Origin of the sequence: Streptosporangium sp. NPDC000509 (genome assembly GCF_042898365.1) — a bacterium.
Classification (GTDB): Bacteria; Actinomycetota; Actinomycetes; order Streptosporangiales; family Streptosporangiaceae; genus Streptosporangium.
The window spans coordinates 1-23,216 of the sequence record NZ_JBIAYX010000031.1 but is presented as its reverse complement, the minus strand read 5'-3'; the positions used below and the strand labels follow the sequence as shown (position 1 = coordinate 23,216).

Annotated in this window: 22 protein-coding genes and 1 pseudogene; 10 read left to right on the top strand and 13 right to left on the bottom strand. The window is 70.2% G+C overall.

Annotated features, from left to right (window positions below; all coding sequences use genetic code 11):
• Nucleotides 1–41 precede the first annotated feature (41 nt).
• The 3 genes from ACFY3D_RS37690 to ACFY3D_RS37680 all read left to right on the top strand — a co-directional run bounded on the left by ACFY3D_RS37690 (nt 42) and on the right by ACFY3D_RS37680 (nt 3,709).
• Nucleotides 42–1,643, top strand: coding sequence for a M4 family metallopeptidase (locus ACFY3D_RS37690; protein ID WP_389989086.1), 1,602 nt, complete (start codon nt 42–44; stop codon nt 1,641–1,643).
• A gap of 324 nt (nt 1,644–1,967) precedes the next feature.
• Nucleotides 1,968–3,419 (top strand): MFS transporter, encoded by a 1,452-nt coding sequence (locus tag ACFY3D_RS37685; protein ID WP_389989084.1) that lies wholly within the window; start codon nt 1,968–1,970, stop codon nt 3,417–3,419.
• Between the two features lie 77 nt (nt 3,420–3,496).
• Nucleotides 3,497–3,709 (top strand): hypothetical protein, encoded by a 213-nt coding sequence (locus tag ACFY3D_RS37680; RefSeq protein WP_389989082.1) that lies wholly within the window; start codon nt 3,497–3,499, stop codon nt 3,707–3,709.
• A 24-nt stretch (nt 3,710–3,733) separates the two neighbouring features.
• On the opposite strand, the gene ACFY3D_RS37675 is transcribed toward ACFY3D_RS37680, so the two are convergent.
• Entirely contained in the window at nt 3,734–5,110 is a 1,377-nt protein-coding gene (locus ACFY3D_RS37675; RefSeq protein WP_389989080.1) for a helix-turn-helix domain-containing protein, read from the bottom strand.
• A 548-nt stretch (nt 5,111–5,658) separates the two neighbouring features.
• Here ACFY3D_RS37675 and ACFY3D_RS37670 point away from each other — a divergent pair.
• Entirely contained in the window at nt 5,659–6,225 is a 567-nt protein-coding gene (locus ACFY3D_RS37670; RefSeq protein ID WP_389989078.1) for an ATP-binding protein, read from the top strand.
• A 183-nt stretch (nt 6,226–6,408) separates the two neighbouring features.
• Here the strand turns inward: ACFY3D_RS37670 and ACFY3D_RS37665 are convergent, their stop codons facing one another.
• Nucleotides 6,409–6,693, bottom strand: a complete 285-nt coding sequence (locus ACFY3D_RS37665; RefSeq protein WP_389989076.1) for a DUF1540 domain-containing protein — start codon at nt 6,691–6,693, stop codon at nt 6,409–6,411.
• 336 nt (nt 6,694–7,029) lie between these two features.
• Nucleotides 7,030–8,742: a right-handed parallel beta-helix repeat-containing protein gene (locus ACFY3D_RS37660; protein ID WP_389989074.1), complete on the bottom strand. Its 1,713-nt coding sequence runs from the start codon at nt 8,740–8,742 to the stop codon at nt 7,030–7,032.
• 85 nt (nt 8,743–8,827) lie between these two features.
• Between ACFY3D_RS37660 and ACFY3D_RS37655 the strand changes: the two genes are divergently transcribed.
• On the top strand, nt 8,828–9,847 hold the full coding sequence (locus tag ACFY3D_RS37655) for a TetR/AcrR family transcriptional regulator (protein ID WP_389989072.1): 1,020 nt from the start codon (nt 8,828–8,830) through the stop codon (nt 9,845–9,847).
• Between the two features lie 194 nt (nt 9,848–10,041).
• On the opposite strand, the gene ACFY3D_RS37650 is transcribed toward ACFY3D_RS37655, so the two are convergent.
• Genes ACFY3D_RS37650 through ACFY3D_RS37635 form a run of 4 tightly spaced genes read right to left on the bottom strand, consistent with a single transcriptional unit; the run spans nt 10,042 to nt 13,793 of the window.
• The gene (locus ACFY3D_RS37650; RefSeq protein ID WP_389989070.1) at nt 10,042–11,151 is read right to left on the bottom strand and encodes an LLM class flavin-dependent oxidoreductase; all 1,110 of its coding nucleotides are present in this window, start codon (nt 11,149–11,151) and stop codon (nt 10,042–10,044) included.
• 28 nt (nt 11,152–11,179) lie between these two features.
• Nucleotides 11,180–12,178, bottom strand: a complete 999-nt coding sequence (locus ACFY3D_RS37645; RefSeq protein ID WP_389989068.1) for an ABC transporter substrate-binding protein — start codon at nt 12,176–12,178, stop codon at nt 11,180–11,182.
• Nucleotides 12,175–13,032 (bottom strand): ABC transporter ATP-binding protein, encoded by an 858-nt coding sequence (locus ACFY3D_RS37640; protein ID WP_389989066.1) that lies wholly within the window; start codon nt 13,030–13,032, stop codon nt 12,175–12,177. The genes ACFY3D_RS37645 and ACFY3D_RS37640 overlap by 4 nt, the downstream gene beginning before the upstream one ends.
• A complete protein-coding gene (locus tag ACFY3D_RS37635; protein ID WP_350948387.1) occupies nt 13,005–13,793 on the bottom strand; it encodes an ABC transporter permease subunit in 789 nt (262 codons plus the stop codon). Before ACFY3D_RS37635 ends, ACFY3D_RS37640 begins: the two co-directional genes overlap by 28 nt.
• Nucleotides 13,794–14,029: 236 nt before the next feature.
• On the opposite strand from ACFY3D_RS37635, the gene ACFY3D_RS37630 reads away from it, so the two are divergent.
• Together ACFY3D_RS37630 and ACFY3D_RS37625 are read left to right on the top strand one after the other, a co-directional pair.
• The gene (locus ACFY3D_RS37630; RefSeq protein WP_350948386.1) at nt 14,030–14,512 is read left to right on the top strand and encodes a cation:proton antiporter regulatory subunit; all 483 of its coding nucleotides are present in this window, start codon (nt 14,030–14,032) and stop codon (nt 14,510–14,512) included.
• Between the two features lie 8 nt (nt 14,513–14,520).
• On the top strand, nt 14,521–15,678 hold the full coding sequence (locus tag ACFY3D_RS37625) for a cation:proton antiporter (protein ID WP_350948385.1): 1,158 nt from the start codon (nt 14,521–14,523) through the stop codon (nt 15,676–15,678).
• A gap of 145 nt (nt 15,679–15,823) precedes the next feature.
• Here the strand turns inward: ACFY3D_RS37625 and ACFY3D_RS37620 are convergent, their stop codons facing one another.
• Genes ACFY3D_RS37620 through ACFY3D_RS37605 form a run of 4 tightly spaced genes read right to left on the bottom strand, consistent with a single transcriptional unit; the run spans nt 15,824 to nt 20,677 of the window.
• Nucleotides 15,824–16,972 carry an LLM class flavin-dependent oxidoreductase gene (locus ACFY3D_RS37620; RefSeq protein ID WP_389989064.1) on the bottom strand — a complete coding sequence of 383 codons (1,149 nt, stop codon included), beginning with the start codon at nt 16,970–16,972 and terminating at the stop codon, nt 15,824–15,826.
• Nucleotides 16,969–18,150 carry an LLM class flavin-dependent oxidoreductase gene (locus ACFY3D_RS37615; protein WP_389989062.1) on the bottom strand — a complete coding sequence of 394 codons (1,182 nt, stop codon included), beginning with the start codon at nt 18,148–18,150 and terminating at the stop codon, nt 16,969–16,971. Before ACFY3D_RS37615 ends, ACFY3D_RS37620 begins: the two co-directional genes overlap by 4 nt.
• Complete coding sequence (locus tag ACFY3D_RS37610) at nt 18,147–19,472, bottom strand: NtaA/DmoA family FMN-dependent monooxygenase (protein WP_389989060.1); 1,326 nt, start codon at nt 19,470–19,472, stop codon at nt 18,147–18,149. The genes ACFY3D_RS37615 and ACFY3D_RS37610 overlap by 4 nt, the downstream gene beginning before the upstream one ends.
• Nucleotides 19,469–20,677: an LLM class flavin-dependent oxidoreductase gene (locus ACFY3D_RS37605; protein ID WP_389989058.1), complete on the bottom strand. Its 1,209-nt coding sequence runs from the start codon at nt 20,675–20,677 to the stop codon at nt 19,469–19,471. Before ACFY3D_RS37605 ends, ACFY3D_RS37610 begins: the two co-directional genes overlap by 4 nt.
• A gap of 120 nt (nt 20,678–20,797) precedes the next feature.
• Here ACFY3D_RS37605 and ACFY3D_RS37600 point away from each other — a divergent pair, with 120 nt between their 5' ends.
• A complete protein-coding gene (locus ACFY3D_RS37600) occupies nt 20,798–21,727 on the top strand; it encodes a hypothetical protein (protein WP_389989056.1) in 930 nt (309 codons plus the stop codon).
• Here ACFY3D_RS37600 and ACFY3D_RS37595 read toward each other — a convergent pair.
• Entirely contained in the window at nt 21,711–22,073 is a 363-nt protein-coding gene (locus ACFY3D_RS37595; RefSeq protein ID WP_389989054.1) for an MmcQ/YjbR family DNA-binding protein, read from the bottom strand. The genes ACFY3D_RS37600 and ACFY3D_RS37595 overlap by 17 nt on opposite strands.
• Complete coding sequence (locus ACFY3D_RS37590) at nt 22,070–22,501, bottom strand: MarR family winged helix-turn-helix transcriptional regulator (RefSeq protein WP_389989052.1); 432 nt, start codon at nt 22,499–22,501, stop codon at nt 22,070–22,072. The genes ACFY3D_RS37595 and ACFY3D_RS37590 overlap by 4 nt, the downstream gene beginning before the upstream one ends.
• A 78-nt stretch (nt 22,502–22,579) precedes the next feature.
• On the opposite strand from ACFY3D_RS37590, the gene ACFY3D_RS37585 reads away from it, so the two are divergent.
• Both ACFY3D_RS37585 and ACFY3D_RS37580 read left to right on the top strand, forming a co-directional pair.
• The gene (locus tag ACFY3D_RS37585; RefSeq protein WP_350948377.1) at nt 22,580–22,990 is read left to right on the top strand and encodes an organic hydroperoxide resistance protein; all 411 of its coding nucleotides are present in this window, start codon (nt 22,580–22,582) and stop codon (nt 22,988–22,990) included.
• Between the two features lie 104 nt (nt 22,991–23,094).
• Nucleotides 23,095–23,216 (top strand): annotated as a pseudogene (locus ACFY3D_RS37580) (IS607 family transposase); the annotation flags it as partial.

The following is a 23,216-nucleotide window of genomic DNA, read 5'->3' as shown; positions in this document are numbered from 1 at the left end:
TCCCTCCTCCCCACAAGGGACACCGAGAGGAGTCACCCCGCGTGAATCCGAAGGTCAAGCTTGGCGCCGTGGCCGTACTGGTCGTCGCCGCCATGACCACCCCCACGGCGGTGAACGCCGCCACCTCGGCGAACGCCGCCGCAGCCCGCACCGTGTCCGCCGACCCGCCGGTGTACGCACCGCCGGACGCGGAGGCGCGCAACCGCGCGGTCACCACCGCCAACGCGACCCTCGCCGCCAGGTCGGAGGCCGTCCTCAAGGGACAGAACGAGAAGTTCACCCTCACCAGGAACATCGCCGGTGCGTACGGCCTGCAGTACCTCACCTACGCGCGCACCTACCGCGGACTGCCGGTCTACGGCGGTGAGGTGATCGTCTCCACCGACAGGGCCGGAGAGCTCGTCGGGTCCGTGAGCTCGGGCCAGCAGTCCAGGATCACGATCGACGTCACGAGCAAGGTGGACGCCGCCACGGCGGCCGCCACCGCCCGCGCGCAGCTGCCCGTCGTGGAGAGCGTGGCCGCGCCCAAGCTGCTCGTGCACGCCACCACCACGACGCCCAGACTGGCCTGGGAGGTGGTCGTCAGCGGCGCCACCGCCGAGGCTCCGAGCGTCCTGCACGTCTTCGTGGACGCCCTCGACGGGACGGTCTTCGACTCCTACGACGACGTGCACGCCGGAACCGGCAACAGCTACTACAACGGCAACCCGGTGACCATCCAGACCTCGGGCTCGGGCAGCTCCTACTCGATGACCGACACCACCCGGCCCGGCCTGCGCTGCGGCGGCCAGAACGGTTCGGCCTACACCGGGACCGACGACTCCTGGGGCAACGGCTCGGGCACCAACCTGGAGACCGCCTGCGTCGACGCGTTGTACGCGGCCCAGACGGAATGGAACATGCTCAGCAGCTGGCTGGGCAGAAACGGCTTCAACGGCTCGGGCGGCGCCTTCCCGGCCCGGGTCGGCCTGAGCGCCGTCAACGCCTACTGGAACGGCAGCTACACCAGCTTCGGGCGCAACTCGGCGAACACCAGGCAGGCCACCCCGATGGACGTGGTAGGCCACGAGTACGGCCACGCCGTCTTCCAGTACTCCGGAGGCAACGGGGGCAGCAGCACCGAGACCGGCGGCCTGAACGAGTCGACCGGCGACATCTTCGGCGCGCTGACCGAGCACTACGCCAACCAGCCCGCCACTCTCGACCCGCCGGACTACCTGGTGGGCGAGGAGGTCAACCTCACCGGCTCGGGCGAGATCCGCAACATGTACAACCCCTCAGCCAAGGGACACCCGAACTGCTACAGCTCCCCCTTCAACTTCGAGGTGCACGCGGGAGCGGGCCCGCAGAACCACTGGTTCTACCTGCTCGCCGAGGGCACCAACCCGGTGGGCAAGCCTGCCAGCTCGGTCTGCTCGGGTCCGACGACCCTGACGGGCATCGGCATCCAGAAGGCCGGCCGGATCTTCCAGGCCGGGCTGAACACCAAGACCTCCCCGTGGACGCACGCCAAGGCACGCCTCGCCACCGTGGCGGCCGCCAAGTCGCTCTTCCCGAGCGGCTGCACCGAGGTGAACGCGGTCAAGGCCGCCTGGACCGCGATCAACGTCCCGGCCACGAGCAGTGAGGTGTCGTGTCCCTGACATGAGGAGCTCCCTGCGCCGACGGTGACCCCCGGCCTTCGCGGACCCGGAAACCACCCTGGCGTGAGGACTTTCCCCCGGCCCTCGCGGGCACATCCGTGATGGCCGGGGAATCACACCGGCGTGAGAACTCTCCCCCGGCCCTCGCGGGTACACCCGCGAGGGCCGGATCACGCTCCGGGGCGCGAACCATGATTGGAAAGGCTACAAAGGGTACATACGCCCTGCTAAAAGGTGGAAAGCTCGACCGAAGACGGGGAACGGGGCGGTCATGACGATCCTCAGCCGATCACGGGCCGGAGCGCCGCTCCCCCACCCGACCGGATGAGCACCGGCCCCGACAGGACGACGTCCCCCCGGCATCGCGAGGGAGCCGATCCGCGCCGCTGGAAGGCGCTCACCGTCTGCCTCGTCGCCGGTTTCATGACCCTGCTGGACGTCAGCATCGTCAACGTGGCGCTGCCCTCCATCCGTACCGGGCTGGAGGCCCCGCAGAGCACCCTGCAGTGGGTGGTCTCCGGGTACGCGCTCACCTTCGGGCTGGTGCTCGTCCCCGCCGGGCGGTTCGGCGACACGCACGGCCGGCGCAACGCGTTCGTCTTCGGCGTCGTACTGTTCACCGTGGCGAGCGCGGCGGCCGGGCTCGCCCAGAACCCGACCTTGCTGGTCGTCGCGAGACTCGTACAGGGGATCGCGGGCGGAGTGATCAATCCGCAGGTCAGCGGGCTGATCCAGCAGCTCTTCCGCGGAGCGGAGCGAGGCAGGGCGTTCGGGATGCTGGGCACCGTCATCGGCATCTCGACCGCGATCGGCCCGCTGCTCGGCGGGGTGCTCATCAACCTCGGCGGCTACACCGACGGCTGGCGCCTTGTCTTCTACGTCAACGTGCCGATCGGTGTCCTCGCCGTCCTCCTGGCCTACCGCTACATCGGACCCGCCGCCAAGGAGTCTCGCCCCCGGCAGACCATGGATCCGGTGGGCGTGCTGCTGCTCGCCGCCAGTGTCCTGCTGGTTCTCCTGCCACTCGTCGAGGGCCAGGAGTGGGGCGCCTCGGCCAGGTGGCCGGCCCTGCTCGCCGGGCTCGCCCTGCTCGCGGCCTTCGTGGCCTGGGAGCGCCGGTACGGGCGGCACCACCAGCCGGTCGTCGACCTGTCCCTGTTCCGCAGGCGCTCGTACGCGCTCGGCGCCCTGCTCGGGGCGCTCTACTTCGCGGGCTTCACCGCGATCTTCTTCATTCTCACCCTGTACCTGCAGAACGGCCTGGGCTACTCGGCCCTGGAGGCGGGACTGGCGACCACGCCGTTCGCGGCGGGCTCGGCCGTGACCTCCCTGTTCGGCGGCAGGTTCGTCACCCGGCTCGGCCGCCCGCTGGTGGCGGCCGGGCTGGTGACGGTCGCGGTCTCCCTCGCCGTCACCGCGCTCGCGGTGGAACTCGTCCCCGGCGCCCAGGTGGCCTGGGCGACCGCGGTTCCGCTGCTCCTCGCCGGCCTGGGCAGCGGCCTGGTGATCTCCCCGAACCAGACGCTCACCCTGTCGGAGGTGCCGGTCCCCGAGGCGGGCACGGCCGGGGGCGTGCTCCAGACGGGGCAGCGCATCGGCGCCGCCGTCGGCATCGCGGCGATCGGCTCGGTGTTCTTCTCCGGGGTCGCCTCCTCGGGCGGCGAGTACGCGACGGCGTTCCGGCACTCGCTGCTGGTCACCATCGCCTTCGTGCTGGTCGCGCTGGTCGTGGCCGTCGCCGACGTGATCGCCTCCCGCCGCCCCTCTCGCACCTGAGCGCCCGCCTCGACCGCGCCGCGCTCACTCACCCACAAACCCCCGACTGTCTTTATGTGATCGAATAGGCTCTCTGCGTGACCGTTTGCACCGGGGGCATGAGCGGACCGGCGGACGCATCTGACACGGACGCCATCGACTACGAGGCCATCCGGCGGCGCTTTCCCTGGGTCGGCTGCTTCGACAGCGGCGGGAACGACCTTTCGTCCCGCTACCGCGACATGATGGCCGAGGCCCTTCGCGACCGGGAGATCGTTGAGGCGATCGACGCCGCCCGGCACCGTCTGTGAAAACAACCTCAAGGTCGCCCCTGGTCAGGCGGCCAGCTCGCTGTTCAGGTGATCCCGGAACTCGCGAACCATCACCCTGTCCCCGTACGGCTCAAGCTGCCCGGCGAACCGCTGAAGACGCTCCACCGTGCGAGCGGAGGTCAGCGTCTTGGTCGCCGGGATGGCGGCCCGCGCGCAGGCAAGGGCTTGGTCCAGCTCGCCCATTCCCAGGTACGCCCCAGCGGCACTAAGCCGGTTGATCTGGGCGGATCGAGGAAGGCGCTCACTGAATTCGGTCACCGCCGCTTCCGCGCAAGCCGCCGCCCGCGCATAGTCACCCAGAAGCCGCCAGCACCCGCCTGCCTGTCCGTTCAGTTCCACCTCGTCGTACTTGCCGACCCACTCCGGATCGCGGTCAGTGGCCCCTTGGGCATAGGCGCGCTCGACTTCGACGAGCAGTCGCTCGACCTGCTTGGCGCTGTGTCGATCGTGGCTCTCAGCCGGTTTGGTCTGCAAGGCCGTCGCTCTGGCCTCCCTGGCCAGCATCACGGCCATGACACGAGGGGGTGCCTGCGCCCGGCGGGCGGTGTCGACGGCAGCTCTGCCCAGCCACACGGCCCAGGCTCCCTGCTCCAGGTGAATGGCCTGCAAGGTCAGCGTCGCCAGCACCCAGGCGCCGGTCAGCGGGTCGTCGGCGTTCTTGGCCAGCCGCAGCGCCTGGCCGAAGTGCTGCTGGGCCTGGCCGTGCCGGTTCAGGTCGAAGGCCGTCCAGCCCGCAAGCCAGGTCATCCCTGCCGCCGCCGTCATCAGCTCGGAGCCCACCCGCTCGTCGTAGCGGCCCCGCAGCAGCGGCGCCACCGTCTCGTGCAGGTATTTGACCACCACCGGGCGCACCAGCCCGGCCCCGAACCGCTGGTCTATCTGGCCGAACGCCTTCTGCGCCTCGATGATCCGCGCCACGTCGGCGAGACCCACCTCGCGTCCCTCGTCCTGCCGGACGGCCAAGGCGGTCGGGGTGCCGTAGTTCCAGGAGACCAGCCACTCGCCCAGGGCTCCGGGCACGAACGGCAGCGAGCCCAGTAGGTGACGCCGGGACGGGTCCATCTCCAACCTCCACAGAAGCGCAGCCGATTTCACGGTAGCCGCCGGTGAGTCGTCGTCACAGCCCGCGATCGGCCACGATGATGTCTCCCCGTAGGACCACCCGTCTATCCACCGCTCGACCTCGACCGCCTCGACCCCGAACACGGCGGCGATCAGCGGCCGGTAGCAGGCACGCACCCCCTGCTCTCCGCGCTCCCAACGCGCCCAGGTCGTCGGCGTCACCCCGAGCGCCTCCGCCGCCGCCTCCTGGCTCATCCCCCGCTGCACCCGCGCACTGACCAGCTCAGGACGAGCCCTACGACTCCGCGACCCACCCATGTCACTCTCCTTCGGTATCCGAATGACTACCCATTGTGATGAAGGAGAGCCGCCGCACACCACCCCGCCAAGGAGAACGACCAGAAACCGACCAGCCCACACGAGTGAACGCAAGACGGCATTCCATCTCGGCGTCGAAGTGGAGCGTCAACAGGTCGCGGACCGTCTCCTCGATCTGGTCAAGGCGCCGCACCTGGGTATGCGCAGGACGTCGCAGTCCTGGCCCTTCGACCTCCAGTGCCCACCAGCCGTCGAACCATCGAGCCGTGACCCTGAATTCACTTACCTGCTCACCCCGTTCCATTCGACACAGCCAAAGCCTGTTGCCACCGCTGCGGCAACAGGCTTGCCCATACATCCGCACAGGTTCTGTTTGCATCAGATTTGATCTCGAATAACCGCTTGGCCTGGGGAAACGACCAGGGACCGGCCACGCTGAACATGCTGTTCCCGGAGCCTTGACAAACGAGCAGCACCCGATCTTCACGCCCCTTCGTCCGTCGCGTTTCCTGCTGTCCACAGTCACCGACAGCGAACGGAGCGTGCTCATGCGGCCATCCGGCGGCATCCCCCACGGTGCCCAGGACCACCCCGGCGAGGATCTGGCCTTCCCCCCGGATCACGACCGAGGAGACGGCGGCCTGATGGGACAGCACGCCGACGTGGTGGGAGGCGGCGACGTTCGCGTACTGGTCAAGATCCTTCAGCCGGGCTCGGCCTCACGTCGCGCCCGCGCCGTGGTCCGGGAGGTGCTCCGGGAGGCCGGTCTGGACGACGAGGCCGTCTCCGACGCGGAGACCATCGTGGCGGAGTTGGCCGCCAACGCGGAGAGGCACGCCTGTCCCCCGTACGAGCTGCGCGTTCTCAGTCTGGACGGCGTCCCCACCTGGTGCGAGGTCGTCGACGGCGACCCCGACCTCCACGAGGTCCGCGTCATCCTCGGCCTTCTCGACTCGGTGGAGGAGATCGGCCTGCCTCTGCTCACCGAGAACGGCCGCGGCCTGCTCCTGGTCCACCGGCTCTCCCAAGGACGGTGCCACGTCCACCCCGCCACGACCCACACCACCGGCACCCCCGGCAAGGCCGTCGTCTTCGCCCTGCCCGCCCAACGTTAATCTCGCCCTGCGATCCGTCACGTGATCCTGGGTGAGATCCGGTCGGCGGGCAACCGTACCCAACGCAAGGTCGAACTCGACGTGACGATGGACAACGTGTCGGGTGCGCGTCCTCCACGACGAGGTGCGTCTCATCACCGAACGGCCCGGTCCTGTCGTCGTCCTGATCCGGGCCGCCCGGTGTCAGGCGGGCGCGTAGGTGAGGCAGTCGATGTCCTGCTGCGCGTAGCCGACGACGATGCCTGAGGCCTGGCACTCGTACTGGACGTTGTGCTGGCAGTCGGCCATCTTGCAGGCGCCGACGCGGCCGGTGTGGGTCGGGTCGCCCCCCTTCGAAGGGACCTTGAAGAAGGTCTCGCACTCGGCGTGGCTGCTGTTGCCGACCGTGATGGCGAGGGCGTGGCAGCTGTGCGCGGTGTTGTACGCGCACGCCTCGACCTGGCACTCGTTGACCGTGGGCATCTCCATGACTGAACTCTCCTCGCTCGGGCCGCTCCCAGGCTCGACGAGCCGTCGCCCAGTGATGTGTCGGTGTCACCCGGTTGCGGCACCGGCGTGTCCCCCGGTCAGCATCCGGGACGTCGGCCCGCCTCGCGCCGCGCCATGTCACGGCTGCCGATGCTCACGGCAGGACATGGCGCGGCCCGTGCCCACTACGGGCACCGGGACTATCCCGTCTCATACCGCGCCCGCGTCGTCCTCACGCTCCCGGCGGTCCCAAGGCTTCTCCAAGAGAGCCGGGGCGTTCGTTTCGCGTGTGACGGGTTTGGAAGGCGGCCGACGACGCCCGAGGAGTGCCCGTGGTCACCGGTCCAGCAGGTGGGCGTAGCCGGGCTCCAGGCCGGCCCGCGCCGCGATGTCCGCCGTACGGACCTCGAAGTCCTTCTCGTCGGTCAGTGTCGCGTTGTCCTCCAGGGTGACGCCCTGCGGCGGGTCGTCCCAGCCCACGGGGTCGGCGTCCCAGACGTTGCCTCGGAAGACGACGTTCTCCAGCGGCGGCCAGACCTGCAGGACGGCGGTGTTGTCGGCGCGCTGGACGGCGTTGTCCTCGACGGTGACCCAGGCGGCGCCGTAGTCGGTGTAGAGCGCGAAGTTGTACGGCGTGAGCGTGTCGCGCACGATGTTGCCTCGGATCACCGCGCCGTTGTCGTGGGAGTCGCCCTGCGGGCCCGACAGGTAAATGCCGCCGCCGTCGGCCAGCACCTTCAGCGTGTTGAAGGTGAGGTTGCGCAGGATCCGGGTGCTTCTGCCGACGCCGGCCACGATGCCGCAGTGCGGGACGTCGTTCACCTGGTTGTGCGCGATCGTGGAGTCCTCGCTCGCGCTCACCGCGATGCCGGGCGCGCCGGAGTACTCCAGGCCGATGTCGTGGATCCAGTTGTTCTCGACCGTGGCGCCGCGGCTCCCGCTGATCGAGATCCCGCCGCCGCAGACGCCCTCGAACACGTTGCCCCGCACCAGGATGCCCGTGCTGTCGCCGGAGAACCGCAGGGCCGTGGCGCCCAGCCTGGTGAAGCGGCAGTCTTCGACCGAGACGCTTCCCGCGCCCTCGAACACGACGTTCGCGGGGATCGCCAGCGACTCCCCGGGGACCGTCACCCACGCGCCCTCGCCGAACGACACCTTCTCGATGGGGCCGCCGTCGTAGTAGCCGCTGCCGTGGTAGTGCAGAAAACCTTCGGGACGACTCGGTCGCATCCAGGTGGCGTCGGCGAAGGTGATGCCCAGGAAGGCGACGTCGCGGGCGCCGGTGACGTTGACCAGTTCCTCCAGCACGGGTGCGACGACCTCCGTCCGCCCGGGATCCTCGCCGGGGCGCGGCCGGTAGCGCAGGACGTGGTGGCCGGGGCGGGACCTGTCGAGGGCGAAGGTGCCGGGCTCGGTCAGGAAGCCCACACCGTTCTCCACCCGGGTCGGCAGGCCGGGGCCGTGGGATTCGATGCTCTCCCACGGGACGGCCGAGTTGTAGAGGTCGATCGCCCAGGCGAAGGCGGGCTGGGCCATGGTGATGACGGTCGAGTGCTCGTCGCCCTCGACGGCGGCGACACCGAAGCGGGCCTCGGTCCACGGGTAGACGCCGCGCAGGACGAACTCGACGTCGCCGGGGTTTCCCCAGCCCTGTGGGGCCGTGCTGTCGGTGACGTAACCCGTGTCGGTTCTGGTGATGTTCCCGGGAATCGTGTCGATCGCGGCTCGTTCGGCCCTGCGTCCGTCGACGTGGAGCTGCCGGGTGTCGAGGTCGCCGACCTCGGCCAGCCACACACCGTCCCGCTCCTGCCAGCCGGTGATCACCCTGCCTCCGCTGATGACGGCCTCACCCACGGCCCGATAGGTCACGCCCGAGTCGGCCTCGGTGAGCCGGAAGGTTTCCGCGAGCCTGTGGGTGCCCGCCAGCAGGTTGACCACGGCGCCGGTGCCGCGTGCCAGGTCACGGGCGCGGGCGAGGCTCGCGAGGGGCTGTCCGCGGGTGCCGGGCCAGGCGTCGTCGCCGGACGGGGAGACGTAGAGCTCACTCAAGGAACACTCCTCGTTTATAATGTAAACAGCGTTATACAGCATAAACAGATATTGGGTCCGAGCGTCAAGCCGGAAGGAGGACGGGGTGGCCGTCGAGGAGGGTCCCGACCGGACGGTCGAACTGCTGTGGCGAAAGCCGCGGGACGCCGCGCCGAGACAGGGGCTGAGCGTCGACGCGATCGTGCGCGCGGCCGTCGAGATCGCCGACGTCGACGGGATCGAGGCGCTGTCCATGCGCCGGGTCGGCGAACGGCTCGGCTTCACCAGCATGTCGCTCTACCGGCACGTACCGGGGAAGGCGCAGCTCGTCGAGTTGATGTGCGACGCGGTGCTGGCCGACACCACGCCGGGTGCCGCGCCGGGCACGGGTGGCGCGTCAGGTCAGGCCGCGGGTGACGTGGGGAGCACGTCAGGCGAGGCGGAAGCGGGGGAAGCAGCGGGGACGACGGAGGCGGCGACGGGCGAGGGCGTCGCGGCGGCCGGAACCTCGGTGAGCACGGCGCACGGGTGGCGCGAGGCGCTCGAGGGGTGGGCTCGGCACGGCTGGGCTCTGCGCCTGCGCCACCCCTGGCTGGCCGGGGCGCGCGACAGCCGGCACATCCCGGGACCGAACTCTGTCGCCAACTTCGAGTACGCGCTCAGCACCGTGGCGAAGAGTGGCCTGAAGCCCGCCGAGATGGTCGCCGTGGTGGGCCTCGTCGGCCGGTTCGTGGACAGCGAGGCGGCGAGGGCCGCGGAGATCGCCAGGGTGGAGCGGCACACCGGGGTCTCCGAGGAGGAGTGGTGGGGAGCCAGGCAGTCCCTGTACGAGAACCTCCACCGCTATCCCACGCTGACCCACATCTGGGAGGCGGGCGGTTACGACGAGCCGGAGGACTCCTTCGAGTTCGGCCTGCGGCGCGTGCTGGACGGCGTCGAGGCCCTGATTCGTGAGCGTGATGCAATGCGTGACGAAAGAGCCTTGTGTGTGATGTGCGGAACGACCCTGGACCGGGCCGAGGCGGGTCGCCCGCGGGCCTACTGCTCGCGGGCCTGCCAGCAACGCGCCTACCGCAGGCGTCACCGCTCCACACCGCGACCGGGCGACCCGCCGGACCGCACCTGACCCGCTCGAACGGGTTCTCACCGAACGGGGTCCCGGCCGGTCACCTCCCAGGCGAGGTCCGGCCGGGCCGGTTTCAGCCGAGCGGGTTTCCGCCGAGGTCCGGCCGGGCCGGTTTCAGACCGGCCGCCTCAAACCGGCCGCGTTCCGGCGAAGCGGACCCCGGTCGGCGAACCCGGCCACGACCCCCCTCGCGCTCACCTTGACACGGGCGCGGCGGCGAACCGGGGAAGCACGTTCTCACCAAACCAGTACGACTCCTCCAGATGCGGATAGCCGGACAGGACGAACTCCTCGATGCCGAGCGAGGCGTACTCCTCGATCCGCTCGGCGACCTGGGAGTGGCTGCCCACCAGCGCGGTCCCGGCGCCGCCCCTGACGAGACCGACCCCGGCCCAGAGATTCGGGTGGATCTCCAGGTCGCGGGCGCTGCCACCGGTGAAGCCTTCGTGCAGTTCCAGCATGCGTTTCTGGCCGACCGACTCGCTGCGGCCCAGCAGCTTCCTGGCCGAGACGATGTCGGCCGGGTCGATGGCGGCCAGCAAGCGTTCGGCCTCAGCCCAGGCGTCGCGCTCGGTGTCGCGGGTGATCACGTGCAGCCGGATGCCGAAGCGGAGCTTGCGGCCCTGTTCCTCGGCCAGCCCGCGAATCCACTCGATCTTCCTCGCGACCTGTTCCGGTGGCTCGCCCCAGGTGAGGTAGACGTCCACGTGCCTGGCCGCGACCGGTCCCGCCGCCGGTGAGGAGCCGCCGAAGTAGATCTCCGGGACGGGGTCGGGCGTCTCGGAGACCATCGCGCCCTTGACGCGGTAGTGCGTGCCGTCGAAGTCGTACGGGGTGCCGCTCCACGCGCCGCGCACGATCGAGAGGAACTCGTCGGTGCGCTCGTAGCGTTCGTCCTTGGACAGGTGGTCGCCGAACCTGGCCTGTTCGACGGTCTCCCCGCCGGTCACCACGTTGAGCAGGAGCCTGCCGCGCGAGAGCCGCTGGTAGGTGGCGGCCATCTGCGCGGCCAGCGTCGGGGACATGCAGCCCGGCCGGAACGCGACGAGAAACTTCAGCCGCTCGGTCTCTCTGGTCAGCGCGGCGGTGACCAGCCAGGCGTCCTCGCACCAGGTGCCCGTCGGGGTGAGGACCGCCTCGAAGCCGAGTTGCTCGGCGGAGCGGGCGACCTGCGCCAGGTATTCGATGTCCGGCGAGCGGAACGCCGCCGCCTCGGAGCGGCCGTGTCCTCTGGCGAGGCCGTGGCCGCCCCCGGTGAGGACCCGGCTGTCACCGGCGGTGGGCAGGAACCAGTGGAACTTCATCGGGCGCCTCCGGGTCTCGGATGGGACGTCACGAGGGGTTCTCCAGGGTGGCGTCGAAGCGGGTGTCGACGACGTCGGCGAACGTGATGGACACCGGGATGAGCTTCTCCTCGCTGAAGGCGTCGGCCACGAGCTGCTCGCGTTCGACGACGTCACCGGCGAGCTTGAGGTCCCGGTACGAACTGCGCTTGATCGCCGTGCCGACGATCCCCTGGTCCAGGCCGGTGAGCTCGGAGAAGACCTTGGTCCACTCGTCCTGGTGCTCGTTGGCCCACTGGTGCGCCTTGCGGATTCGTGCCACCCAGTCGCCCAGCGCCGCCGTGCGGGCCGGGTCGGCGAGGACGTCCTTGCCCGTGATCTGGAACTCGAAGCCGTTGGCGTAGCCCTCGCCGTCGACCAGGATGCGCGCCTTGGTCTGCGCCTCGGCCTGGGCGGTGTAGGGATCCCAGATGGCCCAGGCGTCGATCTTGCCGGAGGAGAGCGCGGCCAGGGCGTCCGGTGGCTGGAGATACTGGGGCTGGATGTCGCCGAAGCTCAGGCCCTCCTTCTTCAGCACGGCGAGCAGGTGGAAGTTCGCGGAGCTGCCCTTGGCCACGGCGACGCGCTTGCCGCGCAGGTCGGCCGGGGTCTTGATGGGCGAGTCGGCGGGGACGACGACGGCCTGGCCGCCGAGCCCCTTCTCGGCGACCGCGACGACGGAGATCTTCGCCCCTGCTGCGGCGGCGAAGACCGGCGGGGCGTTGCCCACCGCGCCGAAGTCCAGGGAACCGGCGTTGATGGCCTCCAGGATCGGCGGCCCCGAGGTGAACTGGGACCAGGTCACCTTGTACTTGACGTCGTCGAGCTGGCCGGCCGCGGTCAGCAGCGCCTGCAGACCCGTGCCCTTCTGGTCGCCGACGCGCAGCGTCACCTGGGACAGGTCGATCGAGCCGTCGGCCCGGACGCTCTGTTCCTCCCCCGCCCCGCAGGCCGCGGTGACGGTGAGGAGCAGTGCCGCGGCGATCAGGGCGGTGACACGACGTTTCATGCGGTTCCTTCCGGGGTGACGCCCAGCCGGTCGAGCAGGGTGGAGCGCAGTGCGATGAGGTCGGGGTGGTCGCGGTGGCGGGGCCGGGGCAGTTCGATCCGGGACTCGTGGGCGATGACGCCTTCGTCGAGTACCAGGACGCGGTCGGCCAGCAGCATGGCCTCGTCCACGTCGTGGGTGACGAGCAGGATGCCGGGGCGGTGCCTCTCCCACAGGTCGAGTACGAGGCGGTGGATGGTGATGCGGGTCAGCGCGTCCAGGGCGCTGAACGGCTCGTCGAGCAGGAGCAGGCCGGGCTCGCGGACCAGTGCCCTGGCCAGGGAGGCCCGCTGGGCTTCCCCGCCCGACAGGGTGAGCGGCCAGGCGTCGCTCAGCCGACCGAGACCGACCTCCTCCAGCGCGGCCCGCGCGGCGGCGTCCGGGTCGGGGGCGCGAAGACCGAGGGCGACGTTGGCCAGGACCCGCTTCCACGGCACGAGCCGGGGTTCCTGGAAGGCCACGGCGACGGTGCCGCCGACCTCGGCCTCGCCCTCGGCGCCGGGGTCGAGCCCCGCGAGCACCCGCAGGAGGGTGGACTTGCCGGAGCCGCTGCGGCCGAGCAGGGCGACGAACTCGCCTCGGCCGATCTCCAGGTCGACCCCGTCGAGGACCCTTCGCCGCCCGAAGTCCCTGGTGAGGCCCTTGACGGCCGCCACCGGAGCCGCCGTGGCGGGCCGGCTCTCGGTGCGGGACGACGCTTTCACGAAGGTCTGCGGCTCGGTCCGCGAAGGCGTCTTCGCAGGCGGCTGGGGATCGGTGCGCGAAGGCGTCTCCGTACGGGACGAGGTCAGCGTGACAGGAAGTTCTGCCGCCATGACAGGGCCCTCCTCTCCAGCAGGCGCACCAGCGCGTCCGTCAGCAGGCCGAGGACCGCGTAGACGATCAGACCGACGACGACCACGTCGGTGCGCAGGAACTCCCGGGCGTTGTTGATCATGTATCCCAGTCCGGCGTCCGCGTTGATCTGCTCGGCCACGATCAGCGCCAGCCAGGCCACGCCCAGGCTCTGCCGCAGACCGACGAGCGTCTGGGCAAGCGCGCCCGGCAGGACGATGTGGGCGATCGTCTCGGTACGGCTCAGCCGCAGCACCCGGGCCACCTCGGCGAGTTTGCCGTCGACGCCGCGGATCCCGGAGAAGGTGTTGAGGTAGAGCGGGAAGAGCACACCGAGGGCGACCAGGGCCACCTTGGGGGTCTCCCCGATGCCGAACCACAGGATGAACAGCGGGATCAGGCCGAACAGCGGAAGCGCTCGCAGCATCTGCAGCGGCGGGTCGACGGCGTTCTCACCGACGCGGCTGAGCCCGGCGACCAGGGCGAGACCGACTCCGGCGACCGCGCCGAGGGTGAAGCCGATCGCGGCCCGCTGGAGCGAGACGGCGATCGCCTCGGGCAGGACCCCTTCCTGGACGAGCCCGGCCGCGGTGGTGAGGATCTTGGCGGGTGAGGCGAGGAGCCGTTCCTCGAGGAGTCCGGCGGTGCTGGCGACCTGCCAGACGACGACGATGACCAGGGGGCTGGCGAGACGCTGCCAGGCGGTGGCGGAGAGAAGGGGGACGCGTGACCGTGTTCGCACGGCCCGTTGTCGTATCCCCGCGTCGACGGCGGGAGCGGACACGGAAGACCTCACTCACGGCTGGGGGCTGGGTTCCCGCCCATCGTGCGGCAAATAACCCACAAAGTCAATCGGTAATACCGGTTATTGCCGTCGGTACGGCACCGGCCCCCGAAGCCACCGGTACGTCGAGGGCCCCCGAATTGGTAGGTTTTCCGTAAAGGAAGAACACATGCGCACGCGGAGGAGCTGGCACGGTGGAGGTCGAGCAGACGGCACTGCCTGGGATAGGACTGCGACACGAGTTCACCACGCGCTCAGGCAGGCGCATCGGGATCGTCACTCACCGCACCGGCCGCCGTGACCTGGTGATATACGACCCCGACGATCCTGATCGCGCGTGCGAGACCATCAAGCTGAACGACGAGGAGGCCGACGCGCTCGCCGAGTTGCTCGGCGCCCCGCGCATCGTGCAGCGCCTCAACGATCTGCACCGCGAGGTCGAGGGTCTGGTCAGCATGCAGCTGCCGATCCCGCCCGCCTCCCCGTACGCGGGCCGGCCGATGGGTGACGCGCGCGTGCGCACCCGCACCGGCGCCTCCATCGTGGCCGTGGTGCGCGAAGGTCAGGTCTTCGCCAGCCCCGCTCCCGACTTCATGCTGTCCCGGGGCGACGTGGTGGTCGTGGTGGGCAGCCCGGAGAGCACCTCCGCCGTCTCCGATATCCTTTCCGGCGGGTAGGACGCCGGGTGCACACAGCGATTCTTTTCCTTGAGCTCGGCGCTGTCCTTCTCGGGCTCGGCATCCTCGGAGCACTAGCCCTAAAAGCGGGCATATCACCCATCCCCCTCTATCTCATCGCGGGCCTCGCCTTCGGCACCGGCGGCATCCTGCCCCTCGCCACCAGCGAGGAGTTCATCGCGGTCGGCGCCGAGCTCGGCGTGATCCTGCTGCTGCTCACCCTCGGCCTGGAGTACAACGCCGACGAGCTCGTGACGAGCCTGAAGGGCAACGCGCGAGCGGGCGTCGTCGACCTGGTGCTCAACGCCGCACCGGGCGCGATCGCCGCGCTGCTGCTCGGCTGGGGTCCGGTGGCCGCCATCGCCATGGCCGGCGTCACGTACGCGACCTCCTCGGGCATCACCGCGAAGGTGCTGTCCGACCTGGGGTGGATCGGTAACCGCGAGACACCGGTGGTGCTGTCGCTGCTGGTCTTCGAAGACCTGACGATGGCCATCTACCTGCCGATCCTCACCGCGGTGCTGGCCGGGGTGAGCTTCGCCGGTGGCGCTATCACCGTGGCGATCGCGCTCGCCACGGTGAGCGTCGTGCTGCTGGTCGCGCTCCGCTACGGCAGGTTCATCGAGGCCTTCGTCTCCAGCCCCAACTCCGAGGTGCTGCTGCTGAAGGTCGTCGGCCTCGCGCTGCTGGTCGCCGGAGTGGCGCAGCAGCTGCAGGTCTCGGCCGCGGTCGGCGCCTTCCTCGTCGGGATCGCGCTCTCGGGTGAGCTGGCCGAGGACGCGCAGGCGCTGCTCACCCCGCTCCGCGACCTGTTCGCCGCGGTGTTCTTCGTCTTCTTCGGCCTGCAGACCGACCCGACCAAGATCCTGCCGGTCGCCGGGCTCGCCGCGTTGCTCGCCCTGATCAGCATGATCACGAAACTGCTCACCGGCGCCTACGCCGCCCGCCGGGCGGGCATCGCCAACGCCGGACAGGCGCGGGCCGGTATCGCGCTCATCCCCCGGGGCGAGTTCAACATCGTGATCGCCGGACTCGCGGTGGCCGCCGGGGTCCATCCCGACCTGGGGCCGCTCGCCGCCACGTACGTTCTCATCCTCGCCGCGTTCGGCCCGCTCGCCGCACGGCTCGTCCAGCCCTTCATCACCGCCATCGCCAAGCGCGCCTGAGATCGCGCCCGGCCCGCCGTCCCGGCGGGCCGGGCGCGATTCCCAGAGCCACTCAGCCGGTCGTCCTTCCTGGATCACGGACCGGAAAAACTCCGGCACCCGGCGGTGACCACCGGGTGCCGGAGAGGGTGTGGACGACGCGGGCTCAGTCCGTGACGACGCCTCCCTCCCATTCCGCGGCGAGCAACTCATAAGAGCGGACCCGGTCGGCGTGGTCGTGGGTCATGGTGGTGATGAGCAACTCGTCGGCGCCGGTGACGTCGCGCAGCACGCGCAGCTTCTCCACGACGGTTCGCGGGGAGCCGACGAACTGGGTGGCGAGCCGGTCGGCGACCAGTGCGAGGTCCTCCCGCGTCCACTCGTGGGCGGCGGCCTCGGCCGGAGTCGGGAACGGGATCGCCCCGGCGCCGGTGCGGATGCTGCGGACCCAGAGCCCGTACGGGGAGGCGAGTTCCCTCGCCGTCTCGTCGTCCTCCGCCACGACGACGTCGGCCGAGACGATCAGGTAGGGCTCGCCGAGCACCTCCGAGGGCTTGAACGCCTCCCGATACGCCTGCGCGGCGTCCAGCACCCCGGACGGGCTGACGTGGTAGTTCGCCGCGAACGGCAGTCCCCGCTCCCCCGCCACCTGCGCGCTCTGCCCGCCGCTGCTGCCCAGGATCCACAGGCTCAGGTCCGCGCCCTCGCCGGGCACGGCGTGCGCGACCACCCCCTCGGGGGAACGATAGGTCCCGGCCAGCAGGGCCGCGATCTCGTCGACCTGGTCGGCGAAGTCGGGGCTTCGCGCACCCGGCTGCTGCAGCAACGCGCCGTACAGCGAGAACAGCGGCGACCTCACCAGCGCCGTGAAGGAGAAGGGCTCGGGGATGAGCAGCCCGTCCACGACCCTGGCGGGCGTCGGCGGAGGCGGGGTCTTCTCCGATTCCGAGAGCTCGACGCTCGCGCGGAGTTCGGCCCCGCGCTGACCCGACCGGCCCAGGCCGAGGTCGATACGGCCCGGGTAGAGCGCGTCAACGAGACCGAACTGCTCGACCACCGACAGCGCGGTCTGGTGACCGACCTGGACGGCTCCCGAGCCGACCCTGATCGTGCTGGTCGCGGCGGCCACCAGGCCGATGAGCACAGCGGGGGCGGCACTGGCGACCCCGGGCGCGAGGTGGTGCTCGGCCACCCAGTAGCGGAGGTAGCCGAACTCCTCGGCCCGCCGGGCCAGGTCCAGGGTGTTGCGCAGCGCCTCGCCGGCGGTGCCACCGGAGGGGATGGGAGCGAGGTCGAGGATCGACAGGGAGGTCATGACCGCACCTCCTCACGCTGTGAGTTCCCGGGGCGGGGAGCTTCGGAGACCGGGCTCTCGCGTCGAGAGCTCTCCGCGCCCGGACTCCCGGAGCCCGGACCTCCGGGACCCGGACTCCCCGGCTCGGAGCCCTCCTGACGGGGAAACGGCCTGCTGGGGATCTCCGCGCGCAGCACGGGGGCGATGTCGCTCTGGAAGAGTTCCAGGGCCGTCCGGTGCTGCTTGTCGGTGAGGCCGTCCGCGTCGGCGTGCAGGTGCATGACCTCGTGCCCGAGCCGCTCGTGGTAGCGGTGGACCTTGTCGATGATCTGCTGCGGGCTGCCGACCAGGATCGAACTGCGCTCGATCGCGTCCTCCAGGGTGTGGAAGACCGGGTCCACCCCGACCTTCCTGAACAGCTCCAGCCTCGCGTTGAAGATCGGCCGATAGGTCTCGATCGCGTCCTGGGACCTCCTGGTCGCGTAGTAGCCCGCGGTGCCCGCGCCCACCAGGGCGTCGGCGAGGTCGTGACCGTGGAACTCCCAGCGTTCCCGGTAGTGGCGGACCAGCTCGGCGTACGGCTCGACCGGGTTGCTGACGTTGGCGGAGAAGAGCGGGTCGCCGTACAGGGCGGCGAGCTCCACCGACTCCTTGCTGGTGGCGCTGCCGTGCCAGACGCGGACGGGACGCTGCAGCGGGCGCGGCCAGGTCTCCGCGTCGGTCAGGGACGGCCGGAACCTCCCCGACCAGGTGACCTTGTCCTCCCGCCACAGGCGGCGGAACAACTCGTAGCCCTCCCGGTTGCGCTCCCACTGGTCCTCGCCGGTCACGTGGAACAGCTGGGCCTGCGCTGCGCCGTTGCCCTTGCCGATGATGAGTTCCAAACGGCCGTCGGAGAGGTGGTCGAGGGTGGCGTAGTCCTCGTAGGCCCGTACGGGGTCCAGCAGGCTCAGCGTGGTGACCGCGGTGAACAGCCTGATCGTCGACGTCCTGGCCGCGATGTGGCTGAGCACGACCGGCGGGGACGAGGAGATGAACGGGCGCTCGTGCCGCTCCCCGACGCCGAAACCGTCGAAGCCGAGCTCCTCGGCCAGCACGGCGTTCTCGACGACCTCGCGCAGGCGCGCGTTGGTCGACTTGAGCTCACCAGTGATGGGGTCGGGGCCATGGACAATCAGGGTGATCGCCAGAAATTTCATCGTTCGTTCTCCAGGCCCAGGTGACCGCGCAGCGTGGTGGTCTCGTACTCGGCGCGGAAGACCCCGCGCTCCTGCAGCAGGGGGACGACCGTGTCGACGAAGGCGTCCAGGCCGCCGGGGGTGAGGTGCGGCACCAGGATGAACCCGTCGGAGGCGTCGTTCTGCACGAACTCGTTGATCTCCTCGGCGACGCGCGAGGGCGAGCCGATGAAGGACTGCCTGCCGGTCACCTCGATGATCAGGTCGCGGATGCCGAGCTTCTTGGACTCGGCCAGGGCCCGCCACTCCGCCGCCGTCTTGAGCGGGTCGCGGGACAATCTGGTCCGGCCCTTGATGATCGAGTCCTCGGAGACGTCGGGGTCGATCTCGGGCAACGGTCCCTCGGGGTCGTAGGCCGACAGGTCACGGTTCCACAGTTGCTCCAGCAGCAGGATCGCGGTCTGCGGGCTGACCTGCTGGCGGCGGATGTGGTCGGCGTTCTCCTGTGCCTCGGCGTCGGTGTCGCCGAGCGCGAACGTGGCACCGGGAAGGATCTTCAGGGAGTCGGGCGACCGGCCGTGCGCGGCCAGCCTCGACGTGATGTCCCGGTAGAACGCCTGCCCCTCCTGGAGCCGGCTGTGCCGGGAGAAGATCGCGTCGGCGGTGGCCGCCGCGAAGGCCCTGCCGCCCTCGGAGTCGCCCGCCTGGATGGTCAGCGGACGGCCCTGCGGGCTGCGCGGCACGGTGAAGTGGCCGCCGATGTCGAAGTGGGTGCCCCGGTGGGCGAACTCCCCCGCGTCCGGCCTGGCGAACGTGCCGGACGCCGGGTCGGCGACGAGGTCGTCGGCCGCCCAGGAGTCCCAGAGTTCGTTGACGGTCCGCACGAACTCCTCGGCTCGCTCGTAGCGCCGCGCGTACTCCAGGAAACCGCCCCGGCGGAAGTTCTCCCCGGTGAAGGCGTCGGAGGAGGTGACGACGTTCCACCCGGCCCGGCCTCCGGACAGGTGGTCGAGGGTGGCGAGCTTGCGGGCGAGCTCGTACGGCTCGTTGAAGGTGGCGTTGATCGTCCCGGCCAGGCCGAGGTGGTCGGTGACCGCGGCCAGACCGGAGAGCACGGTGAGCGAGTCGGGGCGGCCGACCACGTCGAGGTCGTGGATCTTCCCGCGCTGTTCGCGGAGCCGCTGCCCGTCGGCGAGGAAGAAGAAGTCGAACTTCCCGCGCTCGGCGGTCCGCGCCAGGTGGGCGAAGGAGGCGAAGTCGATCTGGCTGCCCGAGGCGGGATCACTCCAGACCGTGTGGTTGTTCACGCCCGGGAAGTGGGCGGCGAGGATGACCTGCTTCATCGTCGGCTCCCTGCGTAGCGGCTGGCGGGTCGGGGCAGGTGGAGATGACCGCGGAGGGTGTCGGCCTCGTAGGCGCGGCGGAAGGCGCCGCGTCCCTGAAGCTCGGGCACCAGGCCGCGCGTGATCGCGTTCAGGTCGGTCGGCAGCACGGCGGGCCGCAGCCTGAAACCCTCCAGACCGGCCGCCCGCCATTCCAGCAGGAGGTCGGCGAGCTCACCGGGCGTGCCCGTGAAGATCGCGGCGTCGGAGGTGTAGGCGGCACCGTCGAGCTCGTCGAGCCGGGCACCGCGCTCGCGGGCGTCGCTCCCGTCCTCTCCCAGGAACACGACGAGGTCCGCGAAGATCTTCAGTCTCTCGGCGTCCGGGTCGCGCACCTCTTCCGCGACCTCGCGCACCTCCGCCACGATGGCCCGCGCCTGCTCGGTGTCGTGCGGCGTGACATGGACGACGTCGGCGCCGCGCGCGGCGAACTCGTACGGCAGCCGGGAGTGTGCCAGCGCGGTGACGAGCGGCTGCCCCTGGGGCGGTCGCGGCACGATGGAGGGCCCCTTCACGGTGAAGTGCTCGCCCTCGAAGTCGACGTAGTGGAGTCTGTCGCGGTCGACGAACCGGCCGGTGGCCACGTCGCGGATGACCGCGTCGTCCTCCCAGCTGTCCCAGAGGCGCCGCACCGCCTCGACGGTGTCGGCGGCGTCACCGAACAGTTCCCGCACCAGGGGTGCCCTGTCGATGTCGCCGAGACTCTCCCGCGTCAGCACGGGAACCTCCCGGCGGCCGAAGTGGGCGGCCTCGGTGTGGCGCCCGGAGATCTGTGCGCGCCATCCGGCCCGCCCGGAGCTGACGTAGTCGAGGGTGGCGATGGAGCTCGCGACGTGGAAGGGCTCGGTGTGCGTGGTGGTGACCGTGGGCACCAGCCCGATCCTGCTCGTCAGCGGGGCGATCCTGGAGGCGACGAGGGCGGCGTCGAGACGCCCGCGCACCTGGTCGGTGCGGCCGTCGTGCCCGTCCAGGAGTGTGGTCTGCAGGGCGAAGGAGTCCTCGATGGTGACGAAGTCGAGGAGGCCGTGCTCGGCCTCGGCCACCAGGGCGGCCCAGTAGGCGGCGGTGAACAGGGCTTTCGGGGAGGCGGCGGGGTCACGCCAGGCCGCGGGATGCCATCCGGCGCCGTCGAATGCGACGGCGAGATGCAAGGGAACTGCCGACATACGACGACAATAACACCAAACCCCTTAATCTCTACATGTTTAGTTGGTTATATCGCGGGGGTCAGCCCATCGCGGACGTCTTCCTGACGTCGGCATCGGGATCTGGTAGGCATTTGTCCCGTGACGCGTTTTCTGGCAGCTCTCGCGATGGCCCTCCCGCTCATCGCCACCACCACTCCGGCCTCGGCCGCCGCCCCCGGCAAGCCGAACATCCCACCGGGGGTGACAGCCGGGTACGTGGTCTTCGACCGGCAGACGGCGAAGGTGACCGAGTACCGCAACGCGCACCGGAGGTTCCGATCGGCGTCGGTGGTGAAGATTCTCATCGCGATCGACTACCTGGAGTCGCGCAAGAGCGTTCCCCAGCGGGACCTCGCGCTGCTGAAGGCCATGCTGCGAGTGAGCGACGACGGCGCCGCGACGTCCTTCTGGACCCGGGGCGGTCAGGGAAAGATCGTCCAGCGGATGGCGCGCAAGCTGCGGCTCACCGACACCGCTCCCCCGCCGGCCGACAAGCCGGGCTTCTGGGGCTACACCTCACTCAGCGCGATGGACGTCGCCACGACCTACCGCTACCTGCTCGACCAGGCCGACCCCAAGGTCGGCGGCCTGATCCTGGGCCACCTGCGCAGGTCGGGGCAGTGCGGCTCCGACGGTTTCGACCAGTACTTCGGCATCCCCCGCGCGGTGCGCGGGCCGTGGGCGGTCAAACAGGGCTGGTCGGGGTACGGCTCCACGCCCCCGGTCCGCTGCCGCCCGGCGACCGCTCCCACCCCCCTGCCTTCGGCCTCGGCGGCCCCCGCGTCCGCCGCCCACCCCGCGACCTCCACCTCCACCGACTCCATGGTCACCGCACAGGTCGTCCCCGCCCGCTCAGGGCCGGTCCCCGACCTGGGACGCCCGGTCCTGCACACCACAGGGCTCGTCGGCCCCAAGGAACGCTGGATCGTGGTCCTGCTGACCGCCCACCCCGCGGGAAGCACCTGGCAGCGCTCCACCGCCCAGACGACGAAGCTGACCCGGGAGGTCCACCTCAGCGGAACCTCCTGATCACCGGCTCTCCGAGATGAGCGGCCGCGAGCCTTTTGGGGGCGACCATCCGCCACGCCTCCTCGACGATCTCGCGCGTCTCGGCTTCGTCGATCGCCGCGAGCCACACCCGCACCCAGTGGTAACGCTCGTCGGAGGGCCGGGGCATGTGGAACTTCTCCGGCTCGGCCGCCACCAGCGCGGCCCGCTCCTCCTTGGGGAAGGCGAAACCCATCGAGGTCTCGTCCGACGAGATCGCGGCGTAGACGATCCGGCCCACCCGGAAGGTCACCCGGTCCCTGACGATTCTCTCCTCGGTCCTGGGCAGCGCCAGGGCGACGCGGCGTACGTCGTCGGCCGTGGTCATCGCACCGACTCGTCGAGGGAGGCGACGAGACGGCGCAGGGTCCGCTGCAGGTCCAGGACCTCGACGGGGGCGAGACCGGCGGCCTCGAAGATCCGGGCGGGGACGTCGCACGCCCGCTGCCCCAGCCGGCCACCCTCGTCGGTGAGCCGAACCAGCACCGATCGCTCGTCCTCCGTGCTGCGCTCGCGACGCACCAGGCCGGCCGCCTCCAGCCTCTTCAGCAGCGGGGACAGGGTGCCCGAGTCGAGCCGCAGCCTCACGCCGAGCTCCTTGACCGTCACCGGCTCGCGCTCCCAGAGCACCATCATGACCAGGTACTGCGGGTAGGTCAGGCCGAGCTCGCCCAGCACCCTGCGGTAGACGGCGTCCAGGGCGCGAGAGGCGGCGTGCACGTCGAAGCAGACCAGATTCTCGACGGTGATCTTCACGTCTCGATTATACCGACCTTGACTGTTATCAACTTAATTGTGCACAATTAAGTTGCCCGAAACCAAGAAGGGATCACGATGAGTACGATCTACACGGCCATCGCCACCGCCAACGGCAGAGAGGGACGGGCGGTCTCGTCCGACAAGCGCCTCGACGTGACCCTCGCACCACCGAAGGAGCTGGGCGGTTCCGGCGAGGGCACCAATCCCGAGCAGTTGTTCGCGGCCGGATACGCCGCCTGCTTCGCCAGCGCGCTCCAGCTCATCGGCAGGAGGCGGAAGGCCGACGTGTCCGAGGCCTCGGTGACCGCCGAGGTGGGCCTCGTCCCCGAGGGTGAGGGCTTCGCGCTCGCCGTGACGCTGCGCGTCGAGCTGCCCGACGAGTTGCACGGGGAGGCCGGCACCGCCCTCGTGGAGGCCGCCCACCAGGTCTGCCCCTACTCCAACGCCACCCGGGGCAACATCCCGGTCAACCTGGTGGTCGAGTAGTCAGGCCCCCGGCCCCTCAGGGGAACGTGGTCAGGGAAGGGGTTGGCAACTGCTCAATTTTTTATAAGCAAAGATGATCACACATAGTTATATATCTTGCACGTGTGAAGCTTTCGGAGTGGGCACGTCGGCAGGGCGTGAGCTATCAGACCGCCTGGCGGTGGGTGAAGAGCGGCAAGATGCCCGTCGCCGTCCACCAGGCGCCCTCCGGCACGTGGATCGTCGA